This is a genomic window from Agrobacterium sp. ST15.13.015 (assembly GCF_027871645.1).
Classification (GTDB): Bacteria; Pseudomonadota; Alphaproteobacteria; order Rhizobiales; family Rhizobiaceae; genus Agrobacterium; species Agrobacterium leguminum.
Map to the genome: position 1 here is coordinate 130,118 of NZ_JAQAHF010000001.1, position 25,474 is coordinate 155,591.

23 protein-coding genes are annotated in these 25,474 nt (G+C 59.4%); 13 read left to right on the forward strand and 10 right to left on the reverse strand.

Translation table 11 applies throughout. The features are described from left to right. Positions 1-5: 5 nt before the first annotated feature. From PIB16_RS00615 to PIB16_RS00630, 4 genes are all read left to right on the forward strand, one after another. The gene (locus tag PIB16_RS00615; RefSeq protein WP_271044791.1) at positions 6-1,646 is read left to right on the forward strand and encodes an ABC transporter ATP-binding protein; all 1,641 of its coding nucleotides are present in this window, start codon (positions 6-8) and stop codon (positions 1,644-1,646) included. A gap of 101 nt (positions 1,647-1,747) precedes the next feature. Continuing rightward, on the forward strand, positions 1,748-2,995 hold the full coding sequence (locus PIB16_RS00620) for an NAD(P)/FAD-dependent oxidoreductase (RefSeq protein WP_271044792.1): 1,248 nt from the start codon (positions 1,748-1,750) through the stop codon (positions 2,993-2,995). Positions 2,996-3,249: 254 nt separating this feature from the next. After that, a complete protein-coding gene (locus tag PIB16_RS00625; RefSeq protein WP_161987720.1) occupies positions 3,250-4,611 on the forward strand; it encodes a glutamine synthetase family protein in 1,362 nt (453 codons plus the stop codon). A 1-nt stretch (position 4,612) separates the two neighbouring features. Beyond that, the gene (locus tag PIB16_RS00630; protein WP_198939059.1) at positions 4,613-5,914 is read left to right on the forward strand and encodes an NAD(P)/FAD-dependent oxidoreductase; all 1,302 of its coding nucleotides are present in this window, start codon (positions 4,613-4,615) and stop codon (positions 5,912-5,914) included. Here the strand turns inward: PIB16_RS00630 and PIB16_RS00635 are convergent. The 7 genes from PIB16_RS00635 to rirA form a co-directional block, all read right to left on the reverse strand. After that, positions 5,911-6,399: a gluconokinase gene (locus PIB16_RS00635; RefSeq protein ID WP_162934145.1), complete on the reverse strand. Its 489-nt coding sequence runs from the start codon at positions 6,397-6,399 to the stop codon at positions 5,911-5,913. The two genes, PIB16_RS00630 and PIB16_RS00635, sit on opposite strands and share 4 nt — an antisense overlap. 108 nt (positions 6,400-6,507) lie before the next feature. Then, positions 6,508-7,248 (reverse strand): ABC transporter permease, encoded by a 741-nt coding sequence (locus tag PIB16_RS00640; protein ID WP_271044793.1) that lies wholly within the window; start codon positions 7,246-7,248, stop codon positions 6,508-6,510. After that, the gene (locus PIB16_RS00645; RefSeq protein WP_271044794.1) at positions 7,245-8,183 is read right to left on the reverse strand and encodes an ABC transporter ATP-binding protein; all 939 of its coding nucleotides are present in this window, start codon (positions 8,181-8,183) and stop codon (positions 7,245-7,247) included. Before PIB16_RS00645 ends, PIB16_RS00640 begins: the two co-directional genes overlap by 4 nt. Beyond that, the gene (locus tag PIB16_RS00650) at positions 8,180-9,346 is read right to left on the reverse strand and encodes an ABC transporter permease (RefSeq protein WP_271044795.1); all 1,167 of its coding nucleotides are present in this window, start codon (positions 9,344-9,346) and stop codon (positions 8,180-8,182) included. The genes PIB16_RS00645 and PIB16_RS00650 overlap by 4 nt, the downstream gene beginning before the upstream one ends. Before the next feature lie 96 nt (positions 9,347-9,442). Then, positions 9,443-10,354 (reverse strand): glycine betaine ABC transporter substrate-binding protein OsmF, encoded by a 912-nt coding sequence (gene osmF / locus PIB16_RS00655; protein WP_003524447.1) that lies wholly within the window; start codon positions 10,352-10,354, stop codon positions 9,443-9,445. Between the two features lie 141 nt (positions 10,355-10,495). Then, entirely contained in the window at positions 10,496-11,542 is a 1,047-nt protein-coding gene (locus PIB16_RS00660; protein ID WP_078051540.1) for an AbrB family transcriptional regulator, read from the reverse strand. 170 nt (positions 11,543-11,712) lie between these two features. Continuing rightward, on the reverse strand, positions 11,713-12,183 hold the full coding sequence (gene rirA / locus PIB16_RS00665; protein WP_271044796.1) for an iron-responsive transcriptional regulator RirA: 471 nt from the start codon (positions 12,181-12,183) through the stop codon (positions 11,713-11,715). Positions 12,184-12,356: 173 nt separating this feature from the next. On the opposite strand from rirA, the gene PIB16_RS00670 reads away from it, so the two are divergent. Beyond that, positions 12,357-13,406: a Fe(3+) ABC transporter substrate-binding protein gene (locus PIB16_RS00670; RefSeq protein WP_271044797.1), complete on the forward strand. Its 1,050-nt coding sequence runs from the start codon at positions 12,357-12,359 to the stop codon at positions 13,404-13,406. Between the two features lie 92 nt (positions 13,407-13,498). Here PIB16_RS00670 and PIB16_RS00675 read toward each other — a convergent pair whose 3' ends face one another. Beyond that, positions 13,499-14,995 (reverse strand): CoA-acylating methylmalonate-semialdehyde dehydrogenase, encoded by a 1,497-nt coding sequence (locus PIB16_RS00675; RefSeq protein WP_003524451.1) that lies wholly within the window; start codon positions 14,993-14,995, stop codon positions 13,499-13,501. A 106-nt stretch (positions 14,996-15,101) separates the two neighbouring features. Between PIB16_RS00675 and PIB16_RS00680 the strand changes: the two genes are divergently transcribed. The 7 genes from PIB16_RS00680 to pncB all read left to right on the forward strand — a co-directional run bounded on the left by PIB16_RS00680 (position 15,102) and on the right by pncB (position 21,970). Beyond that, a complete protein-coding gene (locus tag PIB16_RS00680; RefSeq protein ID WP_077984612.1) occupies positions 15,102-15,983 on the forward strand; it encodes a LysR family transcriptional regulator in 882 nt (293 codons plus the stop codon). Positions 15,984-16,106: 123 nt separating this feature from the next. Next, a complete protein-coding gene (locus PIB16_RS00685) occupies positions 16,107-17,024 on the forward strand; it encodes a DMT family transporter (RefSeq protein WP_121490394.1) in 918 nt (305 codons plus the stop codon). Between the two features lie 291 nt (positions 17,025-17,315). Beyond that, on the forward strand, positions 17,316-18,422 hold the full coding sequence (locus PIB16_RS00690; protein WP_125145127.1) for a DUF475 domain-containing protein: 1,107 nt from the start codon (positions 17,316-17,318) through the stop codon (positions 18,420-18,422). 363 nt (positions 18,423-18,785) lie between these two features. Further along, positions 18,786-19,130 carry a MarR family winged helix-turn-helix transcriptional regulator gene (locus tag PIB16_RS00695; RefSeq protein WP_271044798.1) on the forward strand — a complete coding sequence of 115 codons (345 nt, stop codon included), beginning with the start codon at positions 18,786-18,788 and terminating at the stop codon, positions 19,128-19,130. A gap of 18 nt (positions 19,131-19,148) precedes the next feature. After that, positions 19,149-20,000 carry a C40 family peptidase gene (locus PIB16_RS00700; protein ID WP_271044799.1) on the forward strand — a complete coding sequence of 284 codons (852 nt, stop codon included), beginning with the start codon at positions 19,149-19,151 and terminating at the stop codon, positions 19,998-20,000. A 95-nt stretch (positions 20,001-20,095) separates the two neighbouring features. Beyond that, positions 20,096-20,455 carry a hypothetical protein gene (locus tag PIB16_RS00705; RefSeq protein ID WP_078051538.1) on the forward strand — a complete coding sequence of 120 codons (360 nt, stop codon included), beginning with the start codon at positions 20,096-20,098 and terminating at the stop codon, positions 20,453-20,455. Between the two features lie 210 nt (positions 20,456-20,665). After that, positions 20,666-21,970, forward strand: a complete 1,305-nt coding sequence (pncB, locus tag PIB16_RS00710) for a nicotinate phosphoribosyltransferase (RefSeq protein ID WP_065654709.1) — start codon at positions 20,666-20,668, stop codon at positions 21,968-21,970. 101 nt (positions 21,971-22,071) lie between these two features. Here the strand turns inward: pncB and PIB16_RS00715 are convergent, their stop codons facing one another. Next, positions 22,072-23,466: a leucyl aminopeptidase family protein gene (locus PIB16_RS00715; RefSeq protein ID WP_271044800.1), complete on the reverse strand. Its 1,395-nt coding sequence runs from the start codon at positions 23,464-23,466 to the stop codon at positions 22,072-22,074. A gap of 142 nt (positions 23,467-23,608) precedes the next feature. On the opposite strand from PIB16_RS00715, the gene PIB16_RS00720 reads away from it, so the two are divergent. Continuing rightward, positions 23,609-24,430 (forward strand): tetratricopeptide repeat protein, encoded by an 822-nt coding sequence (locus PIB16_RS00720; protein WP_271044801.1) that lies wholly within the window; start codon positions 23,609-23,611, stop codon positions 24,428-24,430. A gap of 54 nt (positions 24,431-24,484) precedes the next feature. Here PIB16_RS00720 and PIB16_RS00725 read toward each other — a convergent pair whose 3' ends face one another. Further along, positions 24,485-25,471: a type II secretion system F family protein gene (locus PIB16_RS00725; protein WP_271044802.1), complete on the reverse strand. Its 987-nt coding sequence runs from the start codon at positions 25,469-25,471 to the stop codon at positions 24,485-24,487. Positions 25,472-25,474 lie beyond the last annotated feature (3 nt).

Here is a 25,474-nt window from a genome sequence, read left to right on the forward strand (position 1 = left end):
TCGCCATGACGGAAACAAAGACCCAACCGCTTCTCTCCGTCCGCGATCTCTCCGTCGCCTTTCATCAAGGCGGCGCGACGAGCATCGCTGTCGATCATGTGTCCTTCGATTTGATGCCGGGCGAAGTCGTTGCCCTCGTCGGCGAGTCCGGTTCCGGCAAGTCCGTGACGGCGAACTCCATTCTCAAATTGCTGCCCTATCCGGCGGCAAGCCATCCCTCGGGGAAAATCCTGTTCGACGGCAAGGATATGCTGACTTTGCCGGAACGCTCCCTGCGCGCGGTCCGCGGCAACGACGTCACCATGATTTTCCAGGAGCCGATGACCTCGCTCAACCCGCTCCACACCATCGAGCGGCAGATCGGCGAGATTCTGGAACTGCATCAGGCAATCACCGGAGCGCAGGCACGGGCGCGCACGCTGGAACTGCTGCTGCAGGTGGGTATCCGCGAACCGGAAAAGCGCCTGAAGGCCTATCCGCATGAATTGTCCGGCGGCCAGCGGCAGCGCGTGATGATCGCCATGGCGCTTGCCAACCGGCCGAAACTGCTGATCGCAGATGAGCCGACGACGGCGCTCGACGTGACGGTTCAGGCCCAGATCCTCGAACTTCTGAGCGACCTCAAAACGAAGCACGGCATGTCCATGCTGTTCATCACCCACGATCTCGGCATTGTCCGCAAATTTGCCGACCGCGTCTGCGTCATGACCAAGGGCAAGATTGTCGAGACCGGCACAGTGGAGCAGGTTTTCAACGATCCGCAGCACGCCTATACCCGCCATCTTCTGGCGGCGGAGCCGAAAGGCGAGCCGCCGCATTCCGACGCCAGCAAACCGGTGGTCATGCAAGGCGACGATATCAAGGTCTGGTTCCCCATCAAGGCGGGGCTGATGCGCCGGGTGGTTGACCATGTGAAGGCAGTGGACGGCATCGATATCACCCTGCGCGCCGGCCAGACGGTGGGCGTGGTGGGCGAATCCGGCTCCGGCAAGACGACGCTCGGTCTGGCCCTCTCGCGGTTGATTGCGTCTGAAGGGCGTATCAGCTTCATCGGCCAGTCGATCGACCACTATTCCTATGAAATGATGAAGCCGCTTAGAAACCGGCTGCAGGTGGTGTTTCAGGATCCTTACGGTTCGCTCAGCCCGCGAATGTCGGTGGGCGAGATTGTCGCGGAAGGCTTGAAGGTGCATGAGCGGTCTCTGTCTGCCGATGAGCGCGATACGCGTGTCGCCACCGCGCTGGGAGAGGTCGGTCTTGACCCCGCGACGCGCTGGCGGTATCCGCATGAATTTTCCGGTGGCCAGCGCCAGCGCATCGCCATTGCCCGCGCCATGGTGCTTAAACCCCGTTTTGTGATGCTGGATGAGCCGACCTCCGCGCTCGACATGAGTGTGCAGGCGCAGGTGGTCGATCTGCTGCGCGATCTGCAAGCGAAGCACGAACTCGCCTATCTCTTCATCAGCCACGATCTGAAGGTGGTGAAGGCGCTCGCCAACGACCTGATCGTCATGCGCCATGGCAAGGTGGTGGAGAGCGGCCCGGCGGCGGAAATCTTCGCCGACCCGCAGCAGGACTATACCAAGGCTCTGCTGGCGGCCGCCTTCAACATCGAGGCGATGAAAACAAAGGCGATAAGCCAGTAGGCCGCAGTGCTGTTTCTGTTAAGGTGATGATTTTTCTGTTGCTTCGCGGAAAATGCCGACCCATGTTGAGGGGCATGTGACGCGGAAACGGATTGATTGCCATGGCAGCGGATGTGATCGTTTTGGGGGCAGGGATCATCGGGGTCTCCATCGCCCTGCAACTGGCCCGCAGGGGTAAGTCGGTGGTGCTGGTCGACCGGCGCGGACCGGGTGAGGAGACCTCCTTCGGCAATGCCGGGCTGATCCAGAGAGAAGGCGTCGTGCCTTATGCCTTCCCGCAGGATCTCGCCCTGTTGCTGCGCTATTCCCTGAACAACAGCATCGATGCCCGCTATCACCTTTCCGCCCTGCCGAAGATCGCGCCTTTTCTCGGCCGCTACTGGTACAATTCCGCAGCCTCGCGCCACGCGGCAATTGCCCGCGCCTATGCGCCGCTGATCGAGCATTCGGTTTCGGAGCACAATATCCTGATCGAGGAGGCGAAAGCCGGTGATCTGATCGTCAAGAACGGCTGGATGGAGGCCTACAGAACCGCCGCAAGGCTGGATGCCGATTTTGCTTTCGCCGAGCGTCTGGCGCGCGACCACGGTATTTCCCATACGAAACTCGACGCCGAGGAGCTTGCCGCAGCCGAGCCGCATCTGAGCCATGATTTCGTCGGCGGCCTGAAATGGAACGATCCCTGGTCGGTACGCGATCCTCATGCGCTGACGCTCGCTTATGTCTGGCTGTTCGAGAGCCTCGGCGGAAGCTTCGTCAGGGGCGATGCTTCCACCCTCAGCCAGACGGTGAGCGGGTGGACGGTGCGCACCGAAACCGGCGCGGTCGAGGCCGAACATGCCGTCGTGGCGCTTGGCCCCTGGGCGGATATCGTTACGGAACGGCTGGGTTACCGCTTTCCACTTGGTGTGAAGCGCGGTTACCACATGCATTATGCGCCGCAGGAAGGCACGAAGCTCAATAACTGGCTCATCGACGCCGAGCGCGGTTATTTCCTCGCGCCGATGCGAAAGGGCATCCGCCTGACGACGGGCGCGGAGTTTGCCGAACGCGATGCACCGAAATCTCCCGTGCAGATCGAGCGGGCGGAGCGGGTGGCGCGCACCGTCTTTCCTCTCGGCGGCCGGCTGGATGCGGAACCGTGGATGGGTGCGCGGCCCTGCACGCCGGATATGATGCCGATCATCGGCAAAGCGCCGCGCCATAAAACATTGTGGTTTGCTTTCGGGCACGCCCACCATGGCCTTACACTTGGGCCGATCACCGGCCGTGTATTGGCGGAAACCATGCTGGGTGAAACGCCGGTTATCGCCATCGACGCCTATCGCCCTGAAAGGTTCAATCCCTGATAGCTAAATCCGCTGGCCTTCCGGGGACAGGCCACGTAACATGGTCGCATGCTGGGGCGGGATGGCGAAAAGTGTAAGCGGTTTTCGCCTGAAATCCCGTTCTAACTATATAATTTAGATCATGTAATGATCTAAAGGGGAAAAGGGGCGAAACGTCATCATGGTGGCGAGGTTTCTCATCTATCAGCAGCAGGACGACTTTCGTTAGCGCAACTCGCTGCGCATGAAACGAGATGGAAACGGCTTGCTGGTGCATGATGGATGATATTGAAAACGCAAAGAAATTTTTCGCCGATAACCCCGATATCGAAATTCTCGAAGCTTTCGTCATAGACGCGAACGGCGTGCCGCGCGGCAAATGGATTCCGCGCGAACGGGCAATCGACGTTCTTGAAAAGGGAATGGCCATTCCCCGGTCGGTCTATGCGCTGGATATCTGGGGCCGGGATGTGCATGCCGCAGGCCTTGCGGAAGGCACGGGCGATCCGGACGGGTTTTGTTTCCCCGTTCCAGGCACGCTGTCGCGGGTGACATGGCTTGGCCGCCCGACGGCGCAGGTTCTGCTGGCAATGAAAAATCCGGATGGAACCGGCTTTTATGGCGATCCGCGCCATGTTCTGGCGCAGGTTCTGAACGCTTATAAAAAGGCCGGTCTCACACCGGTCGTTGCCACCGAACTCGAATTTTACTTGATCGATCCCGTCCGCTCCGCGCTCGATCCCGTCCGGCCGCCGCATAGCCGCGAGGGCCGCTGGCACACGGGCCAGACCCAGGTTCTGTCGATTTCCGAACTGCAGGATTTCGAGGACGTCTTCCATGATATTGCCACGGCCTGCCGCGCACAGGGCGTGCTTGCCGATACGACGCTGCGGGAAAACGGTCCCGGCCAATATGAGATCAACCTCAATCATGTGCCGGATGCATTGCAGGCGGCCGATTTCGCGGTCTTTCTGAAACGTATCGTCAAGGGCGTGGCGCGACGGCATGACCTCGACGCCACCTTCATGGCCAAGCCTTATGGGTTGCAGGCCGGCAATGGCATGCATGTGCATTTTTCCGTTCTCGACAGGGACGGCAGGAACATCTACGCCGGAGAGGATGGCCCATCGGATGCCTTGATGCATTCGGTCGGCGGCCTTTTGGAAAACATGGGTGAAAGCATGGCGATCTTCGCCCCCCATGCCAATTCTTATCGACGTCTGACCCCCAGCGAACACGCACCGACCTACGCCTCCTGGGGCATCGACAACCGCTCGGCGGCTGTGCGTGTCATCGTTGCCAGCAAGGCCGCGACGCGTATCGAACACCGGGTCGCCGGCGCCGACACCAATCCCTATCTCGTTGTCGCGATGATCCTGAGCGCCGCATTGGCCGGCATGAAGGAGAAGCGCCAACCGGGCGGCGCGATTGCCGGCGACAGCCACGCGATCAATCACGAGCCGCTGCCCACCAACTGGGACTATGCGTTGCAGCGCTTCACGCGGTCGAGCTTTGCCTATGCGACGCTCGGCCAGAAGTACCGCACGCTGTTTTCCGCCTGCAAGCAGCAGGAGCTTTCCGAATTTTCCCTGCGTGTAACCGACGTCGAATATGACGCCTATATCAGGACGGTGTGAAATGGCTGAGGTAACGAACATTCCCAATCCCGGCCACACATCGTCATGGTATGCGGCCTCCGCGAATGTCAAAACCGTGCGGCCGACGCTCGAAGGCGCGCTGGACGCCGATGTCTGCATCATCGGCGGTGGCTTTACCGGCATTTCCGCCGCGCTGGAACTCAGTGAGCGCGGCTATTCCGTCATCGTTCTGGAAGGCGTCCGCGTCGGCTTCGGCGCTTCGGGTCGCAATGGCGGCCAGATCGTCAACGGCTATAGCCGCGATCTCGAAACCATCGCTGGCCGCTATGGGCATGACAAGGCGGTGAAACTCGGCGAAATGTCGCTTGAAGGCGGCGCGATCATCCGCAACCGCATCGCCAAATACGCCATCGATTGTGATCTCGTCGATGGCGGTTTCTTCGCCGCCTTCACGCCGAAACAGATCCGCGAGATGGAGGCCCATAAGGCCCATTGGGAGAAACATGGCCATGGCGGTCTCGAAATGGTCTCGAAGGCGGATGTCGGCCAGTATGTGAAGACCGAACGATATGCCGGCGGCATGATCGACCGCTTCGGCGGGCATATCCACCCGCTCAATCTGGTGCAGGGCGAAGCGGCGGCGGCGGAAAGCCTCGGTGCTCGCATATTCGAAAATTCGCGGGTCATTGCGGTGGAGCAGGGCGCAAACCCCGTGGTGCGCACGGCAACAGGCAGCGTGAAGACGAAATATGTCCTCGTCTGCGGCAACGCCTATCTCGGTAAACTCTTGCCGGAAATCGGCGACCGCATGATGCCGGTCTCAAGCCAGGTCATGGCGACGGAGCCGCTCGATGCCGATCTGATCGAGGCTCTTCTGCCTGCCAATTATTGCGTCGAGGATGCCAATTACATTCTCGATTATTACCGCCGGACCTCGGATAATCGCCTGCTCTATGGCGGCGGCATCGGTTATGGCGGCAGCGATCCGGCTGACCTCACGGGCGTGATCCGCCCGAACATGCTCAAAACCTTCCCGCAATTGGAAAAAACGAAGATCGACTTTGCCTGGAGCGGAAATTTCGCGCTGACCCTGACGCGCATTCCGCATATGGGCAGGCTGTCGGACAATATCTATTTCTCGCATGGCGACAGCGGCCATGGTGTTACGACAACCCATCTGCTCGGCAAGATACTGGGCGAGGCCGTTGCCGGCCACGCCGAACGTTTCGATATCTGGAGCTCGCTGCCGAACTATCCGTTCCCCGGCGGCAAGACCTTCCGGGTGCCGCTGACCGTGCTTGGCGCGTGGTGGTACGGCCTGCGCGACAGGCTCGGATTTTAGAACGTCACCGTCTTCAAACCGGAAAGTGCGTTATTCGCAATATCCTCCGGTGTGGCATCGATGCTGACGGTCACGACACCCGGTTCGCCGGTCGGCACTTCCAGCGTGGCAAGCTGGGTTTGAAGCAGCGAAAGCGGCATGAAATGGCCCTTGCGTTCGCCCATGCGCCGGCTGAGAAGCTCCAGGCTGCCATCCAGATAGACGAAAGCCAGCGGGCCGCCAGTGGCCTTGCGAAGCCGGTCACGATAGATTTTCTTGAGCGCCGAGCAGGAAACGACGACCCCGTTGCTTTCGCTGCCCTTGCGTAGTTCCGCGCCGATAAGATCGAGCCAGGGCCAGCGGTCTTCGTCCGTCAGCGGAATACCCTCGGACATTTTATCGACGTTGGATTTCGGGTGAAGCTTGTCGCCCTCTATGAAAGCAACGCCCAGTTTCTCCGCCACTGCTTCCGCGACCGTGGACTTGCCGGAGCCGCTCACTCCCATCACGACAATTGCCTGTGTCACCCGAACCTCGAATGTTTCTGTTTCGACGGTCAGCCCCTACCATGTGCGGCGGGTATCGGGAATATAAAAATGCGGGGCTTGCCTGGGTCAGTGCCCGGTTTTGCGCGCCGCACTCTTCTCCAGCGCGGAAAAGGCAGCGTGAATCAGGATCGCCAGCGCCGCAACGATCAGCCCGCCCTGAAGAATGAAGGCCAGATTATTGGATTGCAGGCCGGCAATGATCACTTCGCCGAGGGTGCGCGCCGCGACGGTCGAGCCGATGGTCGCGGTCGAAAGGCTGATGACCGCCGAAAGCCGGATGCCGGCGAGAATGGCTGGAAGGGCAAGCGGCAACTCCACTTTTACAAGGCGTTGCCAGCCGGTCATGCCGCTGCCTCTCGCGGCATCCATCACCGTGGCGGGCAGGGTTGTAAGACCCGTCAGCGTATTTTCGAATACCGGTAAGAGCGCATAGAGAAACAGGGCAATGAGCGTTGGTTTTTCGCCAAAACCGATCATCGGTACAGCCAGCGCCAGCACCGCTACCGGCGGAAAGGTTTGCCCGATATTGACGATGCTGCGCGACAGCGGCAGGAAATCCGCCCCGAATGGCCGGGTGACGAGAACCGCAAGCGCTCCCGCCGTGAGCGTGGCCAGCCCCGTGGCAATCGCCACAATGGTCAGATGCGACAGCGTGAGGGAAAACAGATTGGCCTGCGTGTAGATTGCCGGCGCATTGGCCTGCACGAGAGGGCGAAACACCGGTGCGAAGACCTGCGGCACGGCAAGGAAGATGGCCAGCGCCAGCGTCAGGAAACCGAGGGCAAAGAAGGATAAGGCGTTTTTCATGGGGCTCCGGCGGCACGCTGGAGGAGAACGTCACGCCGCACCCGGCCGGCGGGTTCACCATTGTCCCTGACGACCGGCAAGGCATCGCAGCCCGCCCATAACATAGCCGACAGGGCGTCGCGCTGGCTCGTATGCTCGGTGAGCGGTTCGCCCTCTGCGTTTCCCGGCTCCACGACATCGGCAACGGAGAGAACGGACAGCAGTTTCAGCGCCCGTTCGTTTTCGCCGATCATGGTGCGCACGAAATCCGTCGCCGGTTTCAGCACCAGTTCGGCCGGCGGGCAGTCCTGCACGATGCGGCCCTTGTCCATCACGGCGATACGATCCGCCAGATGAAAGGCCTCGTCCATATCGTGCGTGACGAGAACGACGGTCACGCCGAGCTTCTTCTGGATATCGAGAAGATCGTTCTGGGCCTTGGCGCGGATCACCGGGTCCAGCGCGCCGAAGGGTTCGTCCATCAGAAGAATGTTGGGCTCGGCGGCCAGCGCACGCGCCACGCCGACACGCTGCTGCTGACCGCCTGAGAGTTCATGCGGGAAACGGTCGGCATAAAGCGCGGGATCGAGCTGGAAGAGCTGCATCAGCGCGTCGATCTTCGCCTCGATCCGCTTGCGATCCCAGCCGATCAGCTGCGGAACGGTCGCGATATTTTCGGCCACCGTCCGGTGCGGAAACAGGCCATGGCCCTGAATGGCGTAGCCGATCTGGCGGCGCAGCTTGAAACCGGGCATCGCGCTGACATCCTCACCATCGATACGGATCGTGCCGGAGGTGGGCTCCACCAGCCGGTTTATCATGCGCAGCAGAGTGGTCTTTCCCGAGCCGGAGGTGCCGACGATGACGGTGACGGTGCGCGGCGCGACAGTCAGCGATACCTGATCCACGACGGCGGCATCGCCATATCGTTTCGTGATGGTGTCGATTTCGATCATGCCTTTTGCCTTCCGCCTGCGCTGAAGAGATTGCTGTCTATGAGGGCGTCGAGTGTTATCGCGGCCGCAAAGCCGAGAAGAACCGTCGGCACGGTGCCGAGCAGCACGAGGTCCATCGCTGTCTGCCCGATGCCCTGAAATACGAAAACGCCAAAGCCGCCGCCGCCGATCAGGGCGGCAATCGTCGCCAGGCCGATATTCTGCACCAGCACGATGCGGATACCGGTGAGGATGACCGGCATGGCCAGCGGAAATTCCACCCGCAGCAGCCGTTGCACCGGCGTCATGCCAAGCCCGCGCGCCGCTTCCCGTACCGCTTGCGAAACACCGGAAAGACCGACCACCGTGTTGGAAACCACCGGCAGCAGCGAATAAAGAAACAGTGCCACGAAAGCGGGCGCCATGCCGATGCCGGCAATGCCGATTTTCGCGGCACCCGGCACAGTGGCCGCGATCCACCCGAGCGGTGCGATCAAAAGGCCGAAAAGGGCGATGGAGGGAATGGTCTGGACGATGTTGAGGCTGTTCAGTACGCCTGCGCGCAACCGCTCGACCTTGTAACAGAGTATCCCCAGGGGGATGCCCACCACGGTCGCTGCGATCAGCGAGCCGATGGCAAGTTCCACATGCCGCAAAGCCTCGGTCCAGAATGTATCGGCCCGGCCGGTATATTCCTTGATGATGGAGAGGTCGTTCCAGAGGCCGCTTGTCAGCACGGCCGCGAGCGCGGCGATGGCCACCAGCAGCAGCAAAATCCGGGCAGCGGGCTTCGGCTCAAGACGCGCAATACAATCCGTAGCGAGCAGAGCCAGCCCGGCAAATATCAGCCAGAAGCCGCTGGCAGGTGAAACGCGGGCAAAACCGTTGCCCTCCGGCATGAGGAAAGATGCCGCCTGCCCGACGAAAACCGCCAGTGCCGCAAGACCGGTGAGCGCGAATGCGAGTTTCAATCGCGTGGGAAAGCGGAAAAAGGCGATGAAGGCCGAAAGAAGAACGATGGTGACGAGAACAGTTGCAGCCGAACCCGGAAGAGCTTCAAAGACCGTTCGTGTCTCGCCCTGAACGATCCGGTTGGCACGGAATGTCATGAAAGGTGAGGCAAAAAGCGCATAAAGAAGCAGGCACGAAATCACAACGCCCACTTTGTCAGGCCATTTCGTCAAATCCTGCTCCCCTGTCTTTTGGCCCGTGTACCATGATTTGGGACGGGACCACGGGAACGCACCGGTTCCCGCAACCCGCTCCGGTGCCGCGAGCGGTTACTTGACGAAGCCGTTCTTTGTCAGAAAGTCGAGCGCCACGGTTTTGGCCTGTTCGCCGCCAACCTGCACGCGGGCGTTCAAATCCTGCAGCGTTGCCAGATCGAGTTTTTCGAACACGGGTTTCAGCAGCTCTTCGATATTCGGGTGCTTTTTCAGAACCTCTTCGCGAATGATCGGCGCTGGCTGATAGACTGGCTGCACATGTTTGTCGTCCTCCAGCACCACAAGACCGGAGGGCGCGATGCCGCCATCCGTGCCATAGACCATGGCGGCATTGGCATTGTTGGTCTGGTTGGCGGCGGCGGCGATGGTGGCCGCGGTGTCACCGCCGGAAAGCGTGATCAGCTGGTCAGGCTTCATGGTGAAGCCATAGGTGGTTTGAAATGCAGGGAGCGCGGCGGCGGAGTTGACGAATTCGGAAGATGCGGCAAGCACGACTTCGCCGCCATCGGCGACATATTTGCCAAAATCGGAAAGCGTCTTCAAATTGTTCTTGTCGGCGACATCCTTGCGCAGCGCAATCGCCCAGGTGTTGTTTGCCGGCGATGGCGTCAGCCAGACGATCTTGTTGGCATCGAAGTCGAGTGTTTTCGCCTCTTCATAGCCCTTAGCCGCATCTTTCCAGAGCGGATCGTCCGCCTTGGAGAAAAAGAACGCGGCGTTGCCGGTATATTCCGGATAGATGTCGATCTCACCGGCGGTGATCGCTTTTCGCACAACCGGCGTGGCGCCAAGCTGGATGCGATCCGTCGTTTCGATCTTGTTCTGGTTAAGGACGGCGAGGATGATGTTGCCGAGAACACCGCCTTCCGTGTCGATCTTCGACGACACGACCACCTGCGCCTGAGCGATGGAAACAGAAAGGGCAAGCGCAAGTCCGGCGCCCGTCAACGTCATCAAGCGGTTCATGAATGTTCCTCCGGTGGGTCAGCCTGCCGAACAGGCAAAAGATCGCCGCCGCAATTGCGGCCGAATATAAACGGCCGGGAGGAAAAATGGTTGCATGCCATCTGCGTTTTCGCGCCGATGGCTCCGGCTACACGCCGACGGTCAGGTTTCGCCGTCCCGCTTGCGTGCGTCCTTGCCCATGACCAGCGGCATTAGAACGGAAAGAAACAGGAGCCTGATGACGTGGTGGGAGCCGACATAGGCGGTATCGGCATGCATCATCACCGCCATCGCTGCCATGGTCTCCAGGCCGCCCGGCGAATAGGCGATCATGACGGCATTGAGCGGAACGCCGGTCACCCGGGAAATCATCCAGGCAATGCTTCCGGCAATCAGCATCACGGCGATGGTGACGACGAAGCCGGCCAGAAAGCCTTTTCGCACGTCCATCAGTGAGACATTCGAAAAGCGCGTGCCGATAAGGCAGCCGATCAGCACATAGACGGGCAGGCTGAGCCAGGTGGGAACGCCGCCTTCGGTAAGGCCGGTAATGTGGGTGCCGATGGAAATGGCGACGCCGCCAAGCAGCAGCGCGGCCGGAAACTTCCAGCGCAGGAAAAGCCAGCCGGTCAGAAGCGATGCGCCGATGGTCAGCGCCAGCGTGAAAAGGCCCATTGGCGGGTTGGCCACAAGCGGTTCCGTGCTGACGAGATCGAAATATTCGACGATCAGCGGCACGGAAAGCGTCAGCGCCAGCACCCGCACGCTTTGCACGATGCTGACGGTCGCAAGGTCGCTTTTCGTCTCGGCGCCGAGGCTGATGATATAGCTGAGATGACCGGGAGAGGCGCCCAGCATCGCCGTTGTCCGGTCGTAACCGAAGCCGTAATGCAGGATCCAGTAGGCGACATAGAGCATGATGACGACAGCGACGAGCACAACGACGAAGCTCACGGGCCATGTCTTTGCCGCGTCGATCACGGAGGGCGTCACGCTCGTTCCCATAGAAATGCCGACGACGACGAAACAGGCATTGCGGATGAAGGCGGGAACACCAAGCCTTACACCGGCCAGCCCCGTGATCGTCACGGCAAGCGCCGGGCCGGAAAGAAAAGGCGCCGGAATATCGATGAGGCTGGCGAGTAGCGCCCCTATGCTGCCGACGAGCGCGGTGAGTGCAAATGTATGGAATTCAGGCTTGATGATCATTGCGACGCTGATTGGTTGCTTGAAAAAGCTCGCGACCAAATGCGCCGCTTCCATTCGCGACGTCAACACGCAGGATCAAAAATATTACATTTCATGCGTATTCTATAAAAGAAAAGCCCGTGGCCTGAAGGACACGGGCTATGGCAATTGCCGATACGGCATTGGGAGGATCAGGCAGCCGGAAGGGCGGCGATCTTCGGCATTTCCGTATCGAGGCCCAGCAGGAAGTTGATCTGGGGCCGAGCCTTGACGAGATCGTCGATCGAATATTCCGCCAGAACGTCGAAAAAGGCATTGAGCGCCTTGCGAAGAGCCGAGTTGAGGCCGCAGCTATCCACAAGCGGACATTCCACAGCACCGTCCTCGAAGCATTCGGCCATGGCGAAGCTGTCTTCAGTCACCTTCACTACGTCGAACAGGCTGATCTCTTCGGCGGGTTTGCCAAGCCGCACGCCGCCGTTGCGACCGCGCACGGTTTCCACCAGGCCCGCCTTGTTCAGCGGCTGCAGGATTTTGAACAGGAACAGCTCCGAAACGCCATAAGCCTTGGCGATCTCGGGAATGCGGCTCAGATGGCCTTCATTGGCGGCGCAATACATCAACATGCGAACGGCATAGTTGGTCTGTTTGGTCAAGCGCATGCTGGTCTCCTAACTCTCAATGTGGAGTTATATAGTCTCTTTTTCAGTTTAGAACAATTCCAGAAACTGAAAAAACTGGCACCCATCCGATATTTCTCGAACAGCCTTGTTGACCGTCCGGATGATTCATGAACAAACAAGTCAAGAATCGGAATGTAATGGAGGCATTCATAATGGCAAGCTTGAAATCATACTTTTCCGCTGCCGTTTTTTCAGGGTTGACGATCCTTGTCGCCGCGCCCGTCGCTCTGGCAGAAGGGGAGGTTAACGTCTATTCCTATCGCCAGCCTGAATTGATCCAGCCGCTGCTCGATGCTTTCACGAAGGAAACCGGGATAGAGGCGAATGTGCTTTTTCTCGATAAGGGGCTGGTGGAACGCATTCAGGCCGAGGGCGTCAATTCGCCCGCGGATGTGCTGCTGACGGTCGATATCGCCCGTCTCGTCGAGGCGAAGGAGGGCAAGGTTACCCAGCCGGTCCTCAACGATCCCGTCATCGAAAAGGATATCCCCGCCAATCTGCGCGACCCCGAGGGCGAATGGTTTGGTCTCACCACGCGCGGCCGGGTGGTCTATGCGTCGAAGGAGCGGGTGACCCAGAAGGACATTACCTATGAGGAGCTTGCCGATCCGAAATGGAAGGGCAAGATCTGCATTCGCGACGGCCAGCATTCCTATAATATCGCGCTGATCGCCTCGATGATTGCCCATCACGGCGTCGATTATACCCGCACATGGCTGACCGGCCTGAAGAACAATCTCGCCCGCAAGCCTGACGGAACCGACCGCAGCCAGGCGAAATCGATCTTTTCCGGCGAATGCGATATCGCACTCGGCAACACCTATTATGTCGGCCTGATGCTGACCAATGATCGCGAGCCGGAAGAAAAGGAATGGGCCGGATCGGTGCGGGTGATCTTCCCCAATGCGGGCGATCGCGGCACACATGTAAATATTTCCGGCATGGCGCTGACGAAACACGCCCCCAACAAAGACAATGCGCTGAAGCTTATGGAATTCCTGGCCTCCCGCGAGGCGCAGGAAATCTATGCCAAGCAGGTCTTCGAATATCCGGTGCTGCCCGGCGCGGAGCCATCCGATGTCGTGAAGGGCTTCGGCCCCATCAATCCGGACAAGCTGCCGCTGACGGACATAGCCGCCCATCGCAAGCAGGCGTCCGAACTGGTGGATGAAGTGGGTTTCAACGACGGCCCGACCAACTGATCCCGGCGCAGCCCTTACCGCCCAGCCGAAATCCAATAAAAAGCCCCGCTGTTTTTCCAGCGGGGCTTTTGCTTGTGTACCGGCTTCCCGGCTTACTTCATTGTCGGCATCACGAATTCAGCGCCCGACTTGATACCCGACGGCCAGCGCGAGGTGATCGTCTTGGTCTTTGTCCAGAACTTGATCGAATCCGTCCCGTGCTGGTTGAGGTCGCCGAAGCTCGAGGCTTTCCAGCCGCCGAAGGAGTGATAGGCAAGCGGAACCGGGATCGGAACGTTGACGCCGATCATGCCGATATTGACGCGACTTGCGAAGTCGCGGGCGGCATCGCCGTCGCGGGTATAGATGGCAACGCCGTTGCCATATTCATGCTTCATCGGCAGTTCCAGCGCGTCTTCGTAATTCTTGGCGCGAACGACGGAGAGAACGGGTCCGAAGATTTCCGTCTTGTAGATGTCCATGTCAGGGGTCACGTGGTCGAACAGGCAGCCGCCGACGAAATAGCCGTCCTCATAGCCCTGCAGCTTGAAGTCGCGGCCATCGACCAGAAGCTTCGCGCCCTGCGCGACGCCGCTGTCGATCAGGCCCTTGACGCGCGTCTGCGCTTCCTTGGTGACGAGCGGACCCATATCGGCCTTGTCGTCGGTATAGGGGCCGATCCTCAGGCTTTCGATCTGCGGAATGAGCTTTTCGACGAGACGGTTTGCCGTCTCCTCACCAACCGGAACCGCAACGGAAACAGCCATGCAGCGCTCGCCGGCCGAACCGTAACCTGCGCCCATCAGCGCGTTTACCGCCTGGTCGAGATCGGCATCCGGCATGATGATCATGTGGTTCTTCGCACCGCCGAAGCACTGCGCACGCTTGCCGTTCATGGCGGCCGTGCCATAGACGTAACGGGCGATCGGCGTCGAACCGACGAAGGAGACCGCGCCGATATCGGGATCGGTCAGGATGGCGTCGACGGCGCCCTTGTCACCGTTGACGACGTTGAGGATGCCGGCCGGAAGACCGGCTTCGATCATCAGTTCGGCAAGACGGATCGGCAGCGACGGGTCGCGCTCGGAAGGCTTGAGGATGAAGGCGTTGCCGCAGGCAATTGCGGGCGCGAACATCCACATCGGGATCATGCCGGGGAAGTTGAACGGCGTAATGCCCGCGCCGATGCCAACCGGCTGGCGGATCGAGTACATGTCGATTGCCGGGCCTGCACCCTCGGTGAATTCGCCCTTCTGCAGATGCGGAATGCCGCAGACGAATTCGCAGACTTCGAGGCCGCGCACGATATCGCCCTTGGAATCTTCAACGGTCTTGCCATGCTCGCTGGAGAGCAGCACCGCCAGCTCGTTCATGTCGCGGTTCAGAAGTTCGACGAACTTGAAGAAAACGCGGGCGCGACGCTGCGGGTTGGTTGCGGCCCATTTCGGCTGCGCAGCCTTGGCGCTCTCCACGGCGGCGCGCAGTTCGGCGTCGCTTGCAAGCGCGACAGTTGCCTGAACTTCGCCGGTGGCCGGGTTGTAGACATTCGATGTGCGGCCGCTGGTGCCCGGCACATGCTTGCCGTTAATGAAATGACCGATTTCCTTCATGGGTGTTCCTCCAGAATGTGATGGCGCAGCATTACCTTTCGATTTGCACAAATCAATCGCCTGAAATAAGCATCCATTGTGCAAAAATAGACATAAGGAGGGTGCTGTGAACTGGGATGATGTGCGTTTGTTTCTAAGCGTCGCTCGAAGCGGCCAGTTTCTTTCGGCGGCCAGAAAACTTGGCGTCAACCATGCCACCCTCAGCCGGCGCATTTCCGCACTGGAAGCGGCCATCGGCACGCAGCTCTTCCTGCGCAGCACCAATGGCTGCGAGTTGACCGAAGAGGGGCAGCGCCTTCTTGCCGGGGCCGAGCGCATGGAAACCGAAATGCTGAATGCCCAGGCAAATCTCGGCCGCGTCGATACGGCGGTGGCGGGAACGGTGCGCATCGGCGCGCCGGATGGCCTCGGCGTTTCTTTCCTCGCGCCGCGGCTCGGCCGGCTGACGGCGCGTTATCCCGATCTGAAAATCCAGCTCGTGCCGGTGCCGCGTTCTTTCTCCCTGTCGCAGCGTGAGGCCGATATAGCCATCACCATCGAAAGGCCGGAGCAGGGCAGGCTGATGTTTTCAAAGCTCACCGATTATTCGCTGGGCCTCTATGCCTCGGCGGATTATCTGGCCGATTATGGAACGCCTGATGATGTCGAGGCGCTGAAGCGCCACCGGCGGATCGGCTACGTAGAGGACCTGATCTTTTCGCCTTCACTGAACTTTACCGGTGAGATCATGCGCGACTGGGACGCCGCCTTCGAAATCTCCAGCGCCACCGGGCAGACCGAGGCGGTGCGTTCCGGTGCGGGTATCGGCATCCTGCATAATTACATTGCCGGGCAATATCCCGAACTGCTGCGTATCATGCCGCAACTCACCATCAGCCGGTCCTACTGGACGGCCTATCACGAATCCGCCCGTCAACTGGTCCGCGTCCGCACGGTGGTCGATTTTCTTCAGGAACTCGTAGCCGAAGAACGGCGAATCTTCACCTGACATTCCACATGTCGATATTATTAGTACTATTAATTGTTCGGGCCCGGCCGTTCGGGGCTTGACAAAGGATGGCTGGCTGGACGACCAATGCAGCCATTGGGAGAGATCGGAACTGACATGTCTATGATACGTAAGCTTTCGCCGACTGGCCTCGGCGTGGCCGTCATGCTGCTTGGAATGCTGCTTTTCGCACTGAACGACGCCATGGGGAAATGGCTCGTAGCCACCTATAGCCAGGGTCAGGTGATCCTCATTCGCAGCGCGGCGGCGCTTATTATCCTCGTTCCGATCGTCTGGCGTGCCGGCCTCTCTGGCCTTGTCAGAATTGAGCGTCCCGGCCTTCAGTTTGCGCGCGTCTTCTTCTCCACCGCAGAGCTTTTCTGTTTCTATTTCGCGGTCGCGGCCCTGCCGCTCGCCGATGTCATGACCTATTGGCTGGCCGCCCCAATCTATGTGGCGGCGCTCTCGCCGTTTCTGCTCGGAGAAAAAGTGGGCTGGCGTCGCTGGACGGCCATCGCCATCGGTTTTGTCGGCGTTCTCATTGCGCTCAAGCCCAGTTCGGCAAGCCTCACCTCCGCCGCACTCTTTTCCATCCTCGGCAGTGCCGCTTTCGCTTTCATGATGTTATCCGGCCGCCAGCTGCGCAATACGCCGGATACGGTGCTTGCCTTCTGGCAGATCATCGGTGCAGCGCTTGCGGGCATTGTCGCGGTATTCCTCACGCCATCGGGATGGCTGCCGGTTCAGTCCAGTTTCGATCTGGCATTCCTCGGCCTGCTCGGCGTCGTCGCCATGACGGCGCATGTGCTGGTCAACCGCGCGCTTAAACTCGCCGATGCCGCAACCGTCGCGCCGCTGCAATATACGCTGCTGCTCTGGGCGGTGATTTTCGGCTGGCTGTTCTTCGGCGATGTGCCGCAGACGAGTATCGTCGTCGGCGCGGGCCTGATCGTTCTTTCCGGCCTTTATATCTTCTTCCGCGAAAATACTCTCAAACGCCGCCGCGAAACCGCTGAAGACCTGGCAGCAGAGCAGGTTTGATCTTCCTCAAGGCCTTGATCACGATCACGGGACTTGACGAAGGCGTGATCTTCAGGGAGTAAGAAAGAGCCCTGCGATGATTTGTCTCGCAACGGCAGAGGAAACAAAGGTGCCGGGCCCCTCTGGCGAGAGTTTTACGGCGCTCTCGCGATGTCGGTACCGCCTGCAAAAATTGGCCGGCGGATTAAAAACTATGAAAAACCTGAATGTGCTTCGCGCGCGTGCTTTCTGCGTGCGGCCTGACGCCCTGCGTCGGTCCGTGAACGCCCTCGTTATGGGAGGCGACCGGACATGAGCGCTGCCCAGAAAAACACGCTTACCTACTTCAAGTGGGCTTTTATCGTCACCGTGGTCGGTTTGATCCTCGGCGGTTATCTCGGTTGGGAAATGACCGGAACGGTCGGCGGTACGGCGACGATCTTCTTCATCTGCGTCGTGCTGGCGGTGCTGGAAATCTCACTTTCCTTCGACAACGCCATCGTCAACGCCAATAAGCTCAAGGATATGACACCGGTCTGGCAGCATCGCTTCCTGACCTGGGGTATCCTGATTGCCGTTTTCGGCATGCGTATCGTCTTCCCGCTGCTCATCGTGGTCGTCGCGGCCAATGTCGGCCCGTGGACGGCGATTGTCATGGCGGCTACGCAGCCAGAACGTTACGCGGAAATCATGCGTGACGCCCATCTGCCGATTGCGGCTTTCGGCGGCACCTTCCTGATGATGGTCGGTCTCAACTTCTTCTTCGACCATGAAAAGGACGTGCACTGGGTGCGCTGGATCGAGGAAAAGGCTGCAACCTATTCCTCCGTGAAGGGCATCGAGATTGCCTTCGTGCTGGTCGTCATGCTGATCTTTTCCCGCATCATCGGTGCTAGCGACAATCCGGAACTTGGTCCGGTCGCGGCCAACACCTTCTTCCATTCGGCGATCTGGGGTCTTTTGACCTTCCTGCTGGTGGAAGTCGTCGGCGGCATTCTCGACCGCAGCCAGGAAATGCTGGAAGGCGCGGCGAAAGGCGGCTTCGGTGCGTTTCTTTATCTCGAAGTGCTGGATGCCAGCTTCTCCTTCGATGGCGTTATCGGCGCTTTTGCGCTGACGCAGAATCTCTTCATCATCGCCATCGGCCTCGGTATCGGCGCCATGTATGTGCGTTCGATGACCATCATGCTGGTCGAGAAGGGAACCCTGGCCGAATATCGCTATCTGGAGCACGGCGCCTTTTATGCAATCCTCATCCTGTCCGTCATCATGTACGTGCAGACCATGGTGCATATTCCGGAGGTCATCACGGGCCTTGGCGGCGCTGGCCTGATCGGTATCTCGCTCTGGTCGTCGATCCGCTATAACCGGCGACAGAATGTCGATGCGGTCGATGCCGCGCGCGGCGCGGAGATCTGATCCGCATTTACCCATGCCTTCCGCTGTCGCGGCGGAAGGCAGTTTTTAATCATTGAATTATTTTTTGCCTGTTTTTGTTGCTAGTTGTCCTTTGCGGAAAATTTCGCCACAAGGCGGAGTTCATGCCTTAAGTTGCTGTTTTTACGGGTATTTGTGCGCTGCAACAAAACTGGCACGCTTCCTGCATCCCATTCTGCAAGTCCAGAGGGGACATTATGGCTCGAAAACGGGTCAACAAATACCGCCGCGCCGCGCGATCTTTCTGATCTGCGCCGTGCGGCGGTTCTGTTTGTGCGGGATGGTTCTTGAGTTTTCCGTTCGGTTGAATGAAAACGATAAGACAACGACTGGAAGGGTCACGGTTTGCCTGCACAATTGTCGCCCACGGAGGCACTGGGTCTCTGGCATCGTGTATCCACGGCGCAGGTCATTGACGATCAGCCGGATTTGACCTTGCGTCAAACCGCCATCCTGCTGCAGATTTATCTTGTGCCGCCGCCGCACACCGTGCGGGGTCTCGCCGCCATGCTGGGTGTGACGAAACCGGTTATTACCCGCGCCCTCGACAGTCTGGGTGCTCTTGGATTGGTCGACCGGGTTCGGGATGAGCGGGACAAGCGCAATGTCGTGATAAAACGCACGGTGGCCGGTGCGCTTTATCTGGAAAAATTCGGCGATCTGATTATTGATCAGGCGCGCATGATTTAACCTCTGGATGTGAAACCCATGATGCTCGACCGCCGCCTGAATGTCTTCCGCTCCGATCTCGCCGATGAAAAGCTGCAGGGCGTGGTGCAGGCCGAACGTTTCGTCAGCGGCTCGCCCGCGCAGATCGCGGTGCCGGTTGTTGGCCTGCGGCCGACGCCGGACCTTGCCGCCGGCATCGATACCGAGCTGCTGTCTGGCGAAACCGTCCGTGTTTTCGAGCACGCGAATGGCTGGGCATGGGTGCAGGCGGATGCAGATGGTTATGCCGGCTATGTGCCGGAAACGGCGATCGGCGATGTCGTTGTCGCCACCCATCGGGTGATTGCACCGCGCACTTTTCTCTATCCAGCCGCTGAATTGCGCAAACCGCCGGTCGCAGCGCTGTCCATGGGCAGTCTCATCCGCATCGTTGGTGAGGCGGAGACACGCGGCACCCGTTACCTGCTGACCGAGAAGGGCGAAGGCATCATCGCCGCCCATTGTCGCGCCGTGGATGCGGCGCTTGAAGAGGATTATGTGGCGGTAGCACTGCGCTTTATTGAGACCCCCTATCTCTGGGGCGGCCGTTCCGGCTTCGGTATCGATTGTTCCGGCCTCGTGCAGCTTTCCATGGCCATGGCGGGCCGGCGGGTTCTGCGCGATACCGACATGCAGGTGAAGTCGCTCGGCGTAGAAATAGAGCGGGATGAATTGCGCCGCGGCGATCTCGTCTTCTGGAAGGGCCATGTCGGCCTCATGGAAAACGAGGAAACGCTGCTGCATGCCAATGGCCATACGATGAATGTCGCACGCGAAAATCTCGATGCGGCCATCGAGCGCATCGGCTGGCTTTACGAAAAGCCGACGGCTTTCCGCCGCCTGGAAGACTGAAAAGGCGGCTTTCACGAAATTGTGCCTGTACGGCCCTTTGTGCGAGAGCCGCCGACAGCCTACATCGGTTGGATGATGGTTCGGGACCGGCATCGATGAAGACAAGAACGGCGACACGATTGGCAGCGATCCTCGCGGCGGTTTTGCTGAGCGCGTCGGCGCAGGCGCAGACTGTTTTCCAGAACGGTTTTGCCCCCGCACCGGATGCCTATGCAAACCTGCCCGGCGTCAAGGATCCGCGCACGCTGCAGCCAAAGGTCCGTTACAATTGCCACAGCGCTCTTGGCTCGACCGGATATTCGCGCGGCCCCTACCGGAATGTTTTTGGCAGCCGTGGACTTCCCGTTCAGGGTTACCGTTGCACCGATGAAAACGGAATTTCCAGCTTCGGCGGCAGAAACCCGGTTTCCAAGGACTGGTATCCCGGCATAAACCCCGTAGACCCGACCTTCTGAGGCGGCATCGCTCCAGCAGCGGACCGAAAACCCCATTGCGCTCTTCGGAAAATCGATGCGCGGGCGGTGGCGGCGGGCATTTGCCTGGCCGGTGCTCTGGACTTGTTGTCGCTTTTTCAGATAAATCTTCCGCATGACAGGTTGATACCTGCCGGGGTGCGGAGTGACATCGGCTATTCTGACCTTTGGCCGATATTGGGGAATGCGAGTATGACGAAGACCGATATAGCCACCCGTGTCCATAATCATACCTGGAAACTCGACCCTATCGTCCGCAGCCTGATCGATACGGATTTCTACAAGCTCTTGATGTTGCAGATGATCTGGAAGCTCTATCCGGAGGTCGACGCGACGTTTTCGCTGATCAACCGCACGAAGACGGTGCGGCTGGCGGAAGAAATCGACGAGATGGAGCTGCGCGAACAGCTCGATCATGCACGCACCCTGCGTCTTTCCAAAAAGGAAAACATCTGGCTTGCGGGTAACACGTTTTACGGCCGCTCGCAGATTTTCGAGCCGGAATTCCTCTCCTGGCTGTCGAGCTATCAATTGCCGGAATATGAGCTTTTCAAGCGCGACGGGCAATATGAGCTGAATTTTCATGGCCGCTGGATGGACACGACGCTCTGGGAAATCCCGGCGCTCGCCATCATCAACGAGTTGCGCTCGCGCAGCGCCATGCGCTCGCTCGGTTATTTCACGCTCGATGTGCTCTATGCCAGGGCAAAGGCCAAGATGTGGGAGAAGGTCGAGCGGCTGCGGGAACTGCCGGGCCTGCGCATTTCCGATTTCGGCACCCGCCGCCGCCACAGCTTCCTTTGGCAACGCTGGTGCGTCGAAGCGCTGAAGGAAGGCATCGGGCCTGCCTTTACCGGTACGAGTAACGTCCTGCTCGCCATGGATTCCGATCTCGAAGCCGTGGGCACGAACGCGCATGAACTGCCGATGGTCGTCGCGGCGCTGGCGCAGACGGATGAGGAGCTGGCTGCAGCACCCTATCAGGTTCTGAAGGACTGGAACCGGCTTTATGGCGGCAACCTGCTGATCGTGCTGCCGGACGCATTCGGCACGGCGGCATTCCTGCGCAACGCGCCGGAATGGGTGGCAGACTGGACGGGTTTCCGTCCCGACAGCGCGCCGCCGATTGAAGGCGGCGAAAAGATCATCGAGTGGTGGCAGAAGATGGGCCGCGATCCGCGCAAGAAGATGCTGATCTTCTCCGACGGTCTCGATGTCGACGCCATCATCGATACCTACAGGCATTTCGAAGGCCGTGTCCGCATGAGCTTCGGTTGGGGCACCAACCTCACCAATGATTTTGCAGGTTGCGCGCCAAAAACCATCGCCAGCCTCAAGCCGATTTCCATCGTCTGCAAGGTGAGCGACGCCAATGGCCGGCCGGCGGTGAAGCTCTCGGACAATCCGCAAAAGGCCACAGGCGACCCAGCCGAAGTGGAGCGTTACCTGAAGTTCTTCGGCGAAGAGGACCATAAGGAACAGAAGGTTCTGGTTTAGAGCTTTTGTGGAGCCCGGTTTTCCGCCCGGAAAATGCTCTGAATTGAGAACGGGCGCTCCGGTTGAGGAAGCGCCCGTGGAAGCCTGCACCTATAAGCAGATTACTTCGCAAACTGATGTGCGATGTAATGGAAGAGTGCGCGGATACCCTGCGCCTCCCCGCCGATCGATGAATGATGCCTCTCGCTCAGAGACCAGCCGTAAATATCGAAATGCGCCCAGCGCCTGGTATTGGTAACGAAACGCTTCAGGAACAGGGCGGCGGTGATCGATCCGCCCATGCCGCCCGAAGGCGCGTTGGTGATATCGGCTGCGCGTGAGCGGATATCCTTGTCGTAGCCCATATAGAGCGGCATGCGCCACAGCGGATCGTCCGTATCGATGCTGGCTTCCGCGATATCATGCGCCAGATCCTCATCATCAGTGTAGAAGGGCGGCAGATCCGGGCCGAGCGCGACGCGTGCGGCACCCGTCAGCGTTGCCATGTCGATCATCAGGTCCGGCGCATCTTCGTCCGCATAGGCCAGCGCATCCGCCAGAACAAGACGGCCTTCAGCGTCGGTATTGTCGATCTGCACCGTCAGCCCCTTGCGGCTGCGGTAGATATCGCCGGGGCGGAAGGCATTGGAGGAGATGGAGTTTTCGACCGCGGGCACGAGAACGCGAAGATCGACCGGCAGCTTCGCATCCATGATCATCAGCGCAAGGCCGAGCACATTGGCCGCACCTCCCATATCCTTCTTCATCAGCGCCATGGAAGCTGCGGGCTTGATATCGAGGCCGCCTGTATCGAAGCAGACGCCCTTGCCGACAAGGGTGAGGCGCGGATTGCCCTTCTTGCCCCAGTTCATCTCCAGAAGCCGCGGCGCGCTTTCGCTGGCCCGGCCGACAGCATGGATCAGGGGGAAGTTTTCCTTGAGCAGATCGTCACCGGTGGTGACCTTCACCTTTGCCTTGTAATGGTCGGCAAGCGCGCGAAAGGCAATCTCAAGCTCATCCGGCCCCATGTCGTTGGCCGGAACATTGATGAGGTCGCGCGCAAGGAAAACGCCGGCCAGTACGCGCTTGATCTCGCCGTCTTCCGCATCCTGCGGAATAAGGAGCTTTGCCCCGTTCGTCTTGGTGGTCTTGTATTTGTCGAATCGGTAGCTGCCGAGACCGAAACCGAGAGCGAGGCGATTGGCCGTCAGGGGTGCGGTCTCGATGTGCCATTCGCCTTCCGGCAGTTCACGGGCGAGTTTCCCGGTGATGAAGGGGATTTCCGAGGGATTGCCGCCGAGGCCGAGAAGCACGCCGCCCAGCGAACCATCGGCGGAAGGAACGAGCAGGATGGCGCCTGCCTCCGCCTTGAACCCCGCCTTCTTCGCCCAATCCAGAGCGACAGGGTCGATGGCGCCCTGTTCGATATGGGCCGGTGTGACGGCGAAAACCGGCAATGTGCTGCCGGCCTTGGAGCTGAAAGGGGTCGGGCGTTCGATGAACTGATAGGGCGCCATTGTATGCTTCCGTAAATGTCGAGAATCGGTGCGATTAACGCTCTGTTAGGGTTAACAGATTATTGCTTAAGCGAAAGTTGCGTCATGTGAGTCTGTCGTGTGTCGGGCGCAAGATCGATCATTCTTGGGCGGGGGCGCTGCCATGACTGCATTTTCTTTGGAGACAGACCGGACAGGGTTGCTGCGGGGAGCATGTCTTGCCGCATTGGTTCTTGCGATTTCAGGATGCGCGAGCACCAACAAGCCTGATCGCATGTCCACCGGCTCCATTCCCGCCGCCACGCGCTCCTATGATCACATGAACATGGAGCAGCTTCGGCAGGCGGAGGAGAGCGCCGGCAAAGCTTATGAACGCAGTCCCAAGGATAAATCGGTCGGCATGAATTATGCCAGCGTGCTGATGATGACCGGCAAGAACACACAGGCTCTCGCCGTCATGCAGCAGATCGCCATCGCCAATCCGGCCGACCGCGATGTCCTTGCCGCCTATGGCAAATCGCAGGCCGCCGCCGGCCAGCTGGAACAGGCGCTTTCGACCATCCAGCGTGCACAGACGCCGGACAGGCCCGACTGGCGGCTTTATTCCGCCGAGGGCGCCGTGCTCGATCAGCTTGGACGCTCGAACGAGGCGCGTTCCCGCTACAGGCAGGCGCTTGACCTGAAGCCGAACGACCCGAGCGTATTGTCCAACCTCGGCATGTCCTATGTCCTGTCGAGCGATCCGCGCACTGCCGAAACATATCTGCAATCCGCCATCGCCCAGCCGGGCGCCGATAGCCGCGTTCGCCAGAACCTTGCGCTCGTGGTCGGTCTACAGGGCCGCTTTGCCGAAGCCGAGCGCATCGCGGTTCAGGAACTCTCGCCACAGCAGGCACAGGCAAACCTCACCTATCTGCGTGCCATGCTTTCGCAGCAGAACTCCTGGCAGCAACTGGCGAGGAAGGACGGCAAGCCGGCTGGTTGATGTGTTCGAGCATTCGGCCGGCTGACAGGCAATCGCTCTGCAGTATTTTCTTTGTCAAAATGTGTCCAGAACGCGGATGATAGCCGGTCCGAGAATGACTGCTATCAGTACCGGCAGGAAAAATACGATCATCGGCACAGTCAGTTTCGGCGGCAGCGCGGCAGCCTTTTTTTCGGCTTCGTTCATGCGTTCGTCGCGGCCTTCCTGTGCGAGAACGCGAAGCGCCTGGGCAAGCGGTGTGCCGTATCGCTCCGCCTGAATAAGCGCCTGTACCACGCTTTTGACGGTTTCGAGCTGGGTACGCGTGCCGAAATTCTCAAGAGCGACACGCCTGTCCTGAAGAAAGGATAGTTCAGCTGTCGTGAGCATCATTTCTTCTGCCAGTTCGGGTGACTGTTCGCCCACTTCTTCGGCCACACGGCGCATGGCAGCTTCCATGGATACGCCGGATTCGATGCAGATCAGCATGAGGTCAAGCGCGTCCGGCCAGGCCCGCTTGATGGATGCCTGCCGCTTGTTCATGCGATTCGATACGTAAATATTGGGAGCGTAAAAACCGATATAACCGAAAAGAAGCACAGCCATTAGCCGGATGATAAACGCTTTGTCGGCGAGGTTTCCGAGAACGAAGATCCAAGTGAAGGCGATGGCCAGAAAAATGAACGGCAAGACGAATCGTGCGGCAAGGAACGTGTTGAACGCGTTTTGTGAACGAAGCCCGGCCGCCCGCAGCTTGTTCATTGTGTTCTTGTCGGCCAGTGCTTCCTGCAGATTGAATTTCTCGACGATGCGGCGGGCCGATTTGTTATTGTTACCCCGCAGCGAGGTTTTGCCGTCTCTCGCTACAGTCGCCATGCGGTCGCGCTCGCGGCTACGGATGAGATCGCGTTCCGATGATACCGCTTTCATGCGCTTGGCGAAATCTTTCCGCTCAAAAACCGGCATGATGAGGGTATAGAAGGTCGCGAAAACAGCGAGCGTTACAAGAACGGCGATGATCGTTTGTGGGTCAGTCAGGCGAGAAAGAAGATTTCCTGTCATACT

Coding starts and splice junctions, on each gene's coding strand:
- PIB16_RS00615 (WP_271044791.1), top strand. CDS start 6: ATGACGGAAACAAAGACCCAACCGCTTCTCTCCGTCCGCGATCTCTCC.
- PIB16_RS00620 (WP_271044792.1), top strand. CDS start 1,748: ATGGCAGCGGATGTGATCGTTTTGGGGGCAGGGATCATCGGGGTCTCC.
- PIB16_RS00625 (WP_161987720.1), top strand. CDS start 3,250: ATGATGGATGATATTGAAAACGCAAAGAAATTTTTCGCCGATAACCCC.
- PIB16_RS00630 (WP_198939059.1), top strand. CDS start 4,613: ATGGCTGAGGTAACGAACATTCCCAATCCCGGCCACACATCGTCATGG.
- PIB16_RS00635 (WP_162934145.1), bottom strand. CDS start 6,399: ATGGGAGTGAGCGGCTCCGGCAAGTCCACGGTCGCGGAAGCAGTGGCG.
- PIB16_RS00640 (WP_271044793.1), bottom strand. CDS start 7,248: ATGAAAAACGCCTTATCCTTCTTTGCCCTCGGTTTCCTGACGCTGGCG.
- PIB16_RS00645 (WP_271044794.1), bottom strand. CDS start 8,183: ATGATCGAAATCGACACCATCACGAAACGATATGGCGATGCCGCCGTC.
- osmF (WP_003524447.1), bottom strand. CDS start 10,354: ATGAACCGCTTGATGACGTTGACGGGCGCCGGACTTGCGCTTGCCCTT.
- PIB16_RS00660 (WP_078051540.1), bottom strand. CDS start 11,542: ATGATCATCAAGCCTGAATTCCATACATTTGCACTCACCGCGCTCGTC.
- rirA (WP_271044796.1), bottom strand. CDS start 12,183: ATGCGCTTGACCAAACAGACCAACTATGCCGTTCGCATGTTGATGTAT.
- PIB16_RS00670 (WP_271044797.1), top strand. CDS start 12,357: ATGGCAAGCTTGAAATCATACTTTTCCGCTGCCGTTTTTTCAGGGTTG.
- PIB16_RS00675 (WP_003524451.1), bottom strand. CDS start 14,995: ATGAAGGAAATCGGTCATTTCATTAACGGCAAGCATGTGCCGGGCACC.
- PIB16_RS00685 (WP_121490394.1), top strand. CDS start 16,107: ATGATACGTAAGCTTTCGCCGACTGGCCTCGGCGTGGCCGTCATGCTG.
- PIB16_RS00690 (WP_125145127.1), top strand. CDS start 17,316: ATGAGCGCTGCCCAGAAAAACACGCTTACCTACTTCAAGTGGGCTTTT.
- PIB16_RS00700 (WP_271044799.1), top strand. CDS start 19,149: ATGATGCTCGACCGCCGCCTGAATGTCTTCCGCTCCGATCTCGCCGAT.
- PIB16_RS00705 (WP_078051538.1), top strand. CDS start 20,096: ATGAAGACAAGAACGGCGACACGATTGGCAGCGATCCTCGCGGCGGTT.
- pncB (WP_065654709.1), top strand. CDS start 20,666: ATGACGAAGACCGATATAGCCACCCGTGTCCATAATCATACCTGGAAA.
- PIB16_RS00715 (WP_271044800.1), bottom strand. CDS start 23,466: ATGGCGCCCTATCAGTTCATCGAACGCCCGACCCCTTTCAGCTCCAAG.
- PIB16_RS00720 (WP_271044801.1), top strand. CDS start 23,609: ATGACTGCATTTTCTTTGGAGACAGACCGGACAGGGTTGCTGCGGGGA.
- PIB16_RS00725 (WP_271044802.1), bottom strand. CDS start 25,471: ATGACAGGAAATCTTCTTTCTCGCCTGACTGACCCACAAACGATCATC.